The organism is Polaromonas sp. P1_G2 (genome assembly GCF_056405515.1).
In genome coordinates, this window is record NZ_JBFUBY010000240.1 from 1 (window position 1) to 6,504 (window position 6,504).

Sequence of the window (6,504 nt, forward strand, 5' to 3'; positions counted from 1 at the left end):
GGTTTGAGCTTGTTGGCGCGCCCGTAGTTGACCAGGTCCGAGGCGAAATGGTGGCCGACCCGGAAAGGGACGTCCGCGTCGCGCTGCAGGATGTCGGCCAGCTCGGTGGTGGTGGAGTACTCGGCGTCGACTTCCTGCAACGCGCGCTCGCGGTCGATGACGAGGTGGTCCATCAGGTCGGCCAGCTTCGCGAAGGCACCGGCCGTGAGGTCCAGGGTTTTTCCGACCTGGTCGCGTTTGTAGTCGGGCATGCCGGGCGTGACGTTGTGCGCCTCCAGCTGGAAAGTGAAGGCCCCGCCCACCACTTCGCTGGCCTGCAGCCTCAGCACATTGAGGGCATAGGGATTGCGCTTTTGCGGCATGATGCTGCTCGTGCCGGTGAGCCGCCCTTCCTGGATGGTGATCCATGGAGACACCTGGTGGTACTGGGTGTGCATGTCCTGCACCAGCAGGCCTATCGTCAACGCCGCGTTGCTGCACAGGCCCACGAGTTCCACGCCCTGGTCGAGCGCCCCGAGCTGGGCCGCGTCATAGGAGTTTTCCACCACGCCGTCAAAACCCAGCAGTTCCGCCAGGCGCTGGCGATTGACCGGAAAGCTCGAGGTGCCGAGCGCGCCCGCGCCCAGCGGGCTCATATTGAGTCGCGCATAGGCCTCCTTCAGGCGCGCGCTGTCGCGCCCGAAAACCGAGGCAAAGGCCAGCAGGTAGTGCGCGTAGGTGGTGGGCTGGGCCTGCACGCCGTTGGTGTAGGCCGGCACGATGGTGTCCAGGTTGTTCCCAGCCACGGCCAGCAGCCGCGCCTTCGATTCGATCATCGCCGCCATCAGCGCCAGCGTGCGCTCCCGCTGCATCAGGCGCCGCGTGGTGGACAGGATGTCCTGGCGGCTGCGGCCTGAATGCATGCGCGAGCCGTCGGGGCCGGCCAGCGCCAGGATCAGCGGCTCATACTGAAGATAGTCCCCGGGGCGTTTGGCGCCGGGCTGGTTGCCGTCCTTGATCACCTGCTCGACCGCCCGCGCGATTTTTTTGCCAAGCTCGGGCGGGACGATTTTGGTCTCGACCACCATGACAGTTGAGGCCTTGTTCATCTCGCCGAGGAAATGAAAATTGTCGTGCTCGGGCTGGCCTGCCTGCTTGTCCGCGGCGATGGCGGCGGCGGACAGCGACAGCAGCAACAGCAGGACCAGCGCCAGCCGCCCGGCATGCCGTGACAGCCTGGAGAAACCGGCAACCGTGGTGGATGGAGGTCCGGGAAGCTTCATTCTTCGCCTGTGCTGGGCAGACTGGATGAAAGCACGGAAATGGTGAGCTTGTCCGGGCCAGTGCCCGGAGGGGAGAACGCGCTGTCGGCCAAAGGCGCCATCCAGTCGCCGCCGGCCATGTCCGACTGCAGCGCGGCGGTGGCGGCGGCCGACGCCGCGCTGGTCAGGCTGTTATTTATCGTGCCGCCGAGATTGCGCAATACGGTGCCGGAGCCGGTGGCGGCAATCGTTGTCACATCCGAGGACTGACTGAAGGGCTGCCCGTTGGGCGCGCTGGCGTTGATGAGCAAGAGGCCGTTTTCCACCTGCAGCTTGTTGGTGCCGCCGTCTATGCGCACGCCATAGCTGCCGCCGGAACCCGAAACGCGCAGGCTGCCGCTGCCGCCCGTGCTGATGGTGTTGAAGGCGCCGGTGCTGCTGCCGACGATGGAAAGGCCCTCGCCGGAGCCGGCGGTCGCCGCCTGGATGTCGATGTCTCCGCTGCCCGAAGTGATGCTGACGCCGTTGGCGGCACCCGAAGCCGCGCTGCGCAGCAGGACCGCCGGCGCGGCCGACGCCGCGCCGCTACTGCCGGTGACCGAGAGCTTGCCCGACACCGTCGAGATGGCGGCGGAACTCGTCGCCGTCGAGGGATAGATGGTGACGCCGCTGCCGTAGGTGGAACTGCCGGCGACGCTCACCGATCCACTGCCGGTGGCGCGAATCACGTTGTTACCGGTCAGCACGCCCACGCCGTCGCCGTAAACGCTGCTGCCGGTGATCGCAAGCGCGCCGTTCTCGACGCTGAGCAAAGCCTTGCCGCCACCGTAGATGCTGACGCCGTTGCCCTGGTCGGCGGCGTTGCCGGTCAGCGTGACGTTGCCCGCGCCCGTAGTCTGGATGCGGTTGGCGACGTTCTGGATGGCAATGCCGTGTCCAGCTCCGCGATGTTCGGCGAGTGGAAGTTGCCGGCCAGCGTGATGTTGCCGCCCTGCGAGGCGATGTTGTTGACCGAGTTGGTKCTGGTGGCGCTGCCGCCCAGGGAAATGGCGTCCGAGGTGCCGATGGAGTCGCCGCGCAAAGTGATGTCACCGGTCACGGTGCTGACGTTCACGCCGCTCGAATTTCCGGTGGAGTTCAGGTAGATGCCGTAGCCGCCGAAGCTGCTGGTGCTGTTGCCGTTGACGGCAATGGCGCCGCTGCCGGTCGTAATGTTGATCGCCGCATTGGCGCCGGAGGGCGCGATGTCCACGCCGCGCCCCGAGTAGCTGGTGCCGTCCAGCGTCAGCGCGCCCGACTGCGTGCCCAGGTTGATGCTCGCGTAGGCGCCGCTGGCGTCCAGCGACACGGCCTTGAACGAACCGGTGGTGGGATTGACCACGCTGTTGTTGGCCAGCAGCTTGAGCGCACCCGCCGTGGTGTTGATGTTGATTTTCGAGGCGGTGGCCGCGCTGGCGCCGCTACCCGAACTCAGCAGCCCCAGCGCGGGCGTCGTGCCTCCTGAGGTATTGCCGGCCACCGTGATGTTGCCGTCGGAGAAGATGCTGATGGATGAGCCGGTCCCCGTCGAGTTGAGTACCGTGCCGTAGCTGCCGGTGCTGCTACCGCCCAGCGTGATGGCGCCGCCCGCCGTGGCATTGAGCACCACGGCGCCGTTGGTGCCCGAAGCCGCCAGGTAGACGCCGCGGCCGGCGCCGGCAAAGCCGTCGGCATTGGCCTGCACGGTCAGGTTGCCGCTGCCCACGGTAAGTGTTTGCGAGGAGCCGCTGGCTGTCGAGCAGATCAGCACGCCGAAGCCCGAACTGGCGTTGCCCCTGATCGTCAGGTTGCCGGAGCCGCTGGCGGCCAGGGTGTTGTTGGTGCTGAAGATGCGCGTGCCGTTGCCGCTGCCCAGGTTGGTGCTGTCCACGGTGATGGAGCCGGCGCCGCTGGTGAGCACGTTGCTGCCGCCGGTGAGCACAAAGGCGTCGCCGGTCGCGGTAGTGCTGGCGACATTGGCCGTGATGGAGATGTTGCCGCCACCCGCATTGAGCGTGGAGGCGCCGGCGATCTGCACCGCGCTGCTGTTGGAGTTCCCTGCGCTGGCGGCGACCGCGCCGCGTATCGTGATGTTGCCGCCGCCCGTGCTCAGCGTGGAGCCGCTGATGTTCACGCCGGCGGTGCTGTTCAGGATGGTGCTGGCCGAGCCCACCAAGGGGTCGACGCCRCCTWTGGTGATGGAGCCGCCGTTGGTGGTGATGCTGCTGCCCGTCAGGGAAACCGAGCCGTTGCCGCTGTTGTTGTAGTTGGAGAACAGCGAGACGTTGAGGGTTTTGCCGGTGCCGTTGGAAATGGTGCGGCCGCTGCCGATGATGATGTTGCGATGCGCCTGCAGGGTCAGGGAGGCGTTGCCCACGCCCTTGACGTTGTCCAGCACGTTGATGTCACCCGAGGTGCCGCCGAAGCTGTTGGTGGTCTGGACGATCACGTTGGCGCCTGTGGACAGCGAGGCATTGAGCACCGCCGAACTCAGGTTGGAACTGGCCGCGCCGCTGGAGGTGAAGGGGGAACTCCCGGTCGCACCTACGCTTGCCGTGCTCGTGATGTTGATGTTGAAGGGATCGATCAGCCAGGTGCCGCCCTTGCCGGAGGCCGCGCTGATATCCACCGAACCCGTCGCATCCAGGCTGTGGCCCGAGGTCTCGACCAGGCCGCCGCTGCCGGTCTGCCCGCCGCCCAGCACCGTGATGCCGCCGTGAAAACGCGTGCTGTCGGTGGACCAGAGAATGACCTTGCCGCCGTCGCCGCTGCTGAGCGCGTCGGCGTTGATACGGGCGTCTTCACCCATGTATGTCCCGACGGCCTGGCGCTCGCTGCCGCTGCCCTGGTAGTTGCCGCCGACCAGCACGCTGCCGCCGCCGGCGTCGCCCGAAGCATCGATGCGAGCAGCGTCGAACACGCCGACGTACTGGCCCAGGACCTTGACGCTGCCGCCGGTTTCGCCGGCGTTTCGGCCGGAGACATCGATACGGCCGCTCACCGCGACGATGCCGGCATCGCCGCCGTCGAGCAACACCGCGCCGTTGCGGCGCTGCAGGCTGGTCGCCTCGATCACGCCTTCGTTGTTGACCACGTTGGACAGCAGCGCATCGCCGGACCGCGCCGACATGAGGACCACGCCGCCGTTGGCCCTGAGCAAGCCCTGGTTCACCACGCTGGCGCCCAGCGAAGGGTCGCTGACCTGCATGTTGATCAGGCCGTCGCCGTTGAAGTCCAGCGTGATTTTCTCGCCGGCGCCCAGCATCACGCTGCCCAGGCGGGCCGTGATGCTGCCTTCGTTGCGCACCTGCGCGCCCAGCAAGGCCACGTAGCCGCCGTCGGCCGCGACGATGCTGCCCTGGTTGATCACGGCGCCGCCCGCGCCGCCGGCGTCAAAGCGATTGCTGCCGGCCATGAAGTTGGCGTCGGAGATATTCAGCGAGCTGGCCACCAGGCCGCCGACGTTGACGGCCGAGCCCTGGCCGAACAGGATGCCCGAGGGGTTGATCAGGAAGACCTGGCCGTTGGCATTGAGCTGGCCCATGATCTGCGAGGCGTCGCTGGAGGTGACGCGGTTGAGCGCCACCGACGAGGCCGAGGGCTGCACGAAATTCACTTTCGCCGCGCTGCCGATGTTGAAGGTGTTCCAGGTGGCGGCCATGCGGTCGCTGCCCTGCGCCACATTCATGACGTTGCCGCTCTGGCTGATGCTGCCGCTGCCGGCCGTGACCTGGCCGTTGGTCGGCAAAGCACCGGCGTCCAGCGCATGCGCGCGCAGCGGATAAACGCTGCACAGCGCCGACAGGATGGCGGCGCACAGCGGCGTCAGCGCCGGGCGGTTTTTCCGGGTGAAGGGCAAGGAAGAGACCGGTGAAGATTGGTGTGCCATGCGAGCTCCTCAGAATGTGTAGTTGATGCCGACACCGATCGCGCGGATCGTGGTGCCGACGCCTGCGGTGCCGAAGACGCCGGCGACGGCGTAGTTGTAGTTGGCCAGGGGCTGGTTGCGCAGCAACACGAACTGCCCGAAGATCCTGACCTGCTTGCTCCAGGCATAAGAAAAACCAACGGCCTGGGAGGTTGCGCCCATGCCCTCGGTCGAGCAGTTCACGCCGTTGCCGGAAATCATGCTGCAGTCGCCCGCGAAGGCCTTTGCATGGCTGGCGCGCAGCTGCCAGGCGCCTATCTTGTGCGAGATACCGAGCATGTAGGCGCGGCGGCGGTAGCTGGACATGTCGCTCGAGGTGACGCTGGTGTTGACCACGCCGGACTCGGCGTAGTTCAGCTCGTCGGCAATCAGCGACACCTTGGTGGCGCCGAAATCGTAGGCCACGCCGACGCGCACGCTGTAATCGTTGGACGACGTGCCCTGGGTTACGTGGGTGTTGGTGCCGACGCCGCGTGCGTTGCGGCCCAGGCTGGCGATGCCGAAATAGTTCACGTGCTGCTCGGCCGCGACCACGGCGGAGAAGCCGCCGTTCTCATAGGACAGGCTGCCGCCGTAGAGGTAGCCGGTGTCGACGTCGGGCGCGGCCTTCATGCCGTTGTTCGAATACGCCAGCTTGAGCTGGAAGCCGCCCATCTTCGGCGTCCAGTAGCCGTACATGCCGGCCTGGCGGCGGTTGAAGGCGGTGTCGTCGTTGTTGTTCACCGCCGCCGTGCCCACCGGCCCCGAGTTTCGGGCAATGCTGGTGGCAAAACCCGGCGAGCCGATGATGTTGTAGTGGGCCGCGCTGGTGGTGCCGCCGAAAGGATCGAAGGACGTGGTGCTTTCCTTGAGCGGCATGTCCCAGTTGCCGTACATCGCGGTGCCGGCGTCGGGATGGGCGAGGGCCACGCCGGTGTTGCGCAGTTCCTGCCGATGTGTCCAGTCCGGCGTGGCGTCGACGCCGGCGGCGCCCGCGCTCAGCGACAGGCCCAGCTCCAGCTGCCACAGCGCTTTCCACTGCTCGTAAATGGGGATGCCGCCGCGTGCGCCTATATACGACACGTTGTCGCGCGCGCGCCAGAAGCCCGACATGTTGCGCCCGTTGGGCGTGGCGAGTTTGCTCTGGTCGGCGGGCGCCGCGGGCGTCGCGCCCGAGCGGCTCACGTATTCGGGGATGATGCCCAGCGAGCCGTACAGCAGCATGCCGTCTTCGGCTTCCTCGAAATCCTCGCCCCGGCTGCCGCTGCTGGAGGCCAGGCCGGTGAAGGCCTGCGGCGAACCCGAGACCGACAGCCACAGGCGGCGCGCGCTTTTCGG

4 protein-coding genes are annotated in these 6,504 nt (G+C 67.0%); all 4 read right to left on the reverse strand.

The annotated features are described in order from the left end of the window. On the reverse strand, nucleotides 1-1,262 hold a 1,262-nt coding region (locus AC1D0P_RS19980; RefSeq protein ID WP_477678349.1), incomplete at its 3' end, for a lyase family protein. Beyond that, the gene (locus AC1D0P_RS19985) at nucleotides 1,259-2,053 is read right to left on the reverse strand and encodes a hypothetical protein (RefSeq protein ID WP_477678350.1); all 795 of its coding nucleotides are present in this window, start codon (nucleotides 2,051-2,053) and stop codon (nucleotides 1,259-1,261) included. The genes AC1D0P_RS19985 and AC1D0P_RS19980, both read right to left, overlap by 4 nt. A 56-nt stretch (nucleotides 2,054-2,109) precedes the next feature. Then, nucleotides 2,110-5,148 (reverse strand): beta strand repeat-containing protein, encoded by a 3,039-nt coding sequence (locus AC1D0P_RS19990; RefSeq protein WP_477678351.1) that lies wholly within the window; start codon nucleotides 5,146-5,148, stop codon nucleotides 2,110-2,112. A gap of 9 nt (nucleotides 5,149-5,157) precedes the next feature. Beyond that, the coding region (locus AC1D0P_RS19995) for a porin (protein WP_477678352.1) at nucleotides 5,158-6,504 on the reverse strand (1,347 nt) is incomplete at its 5' end.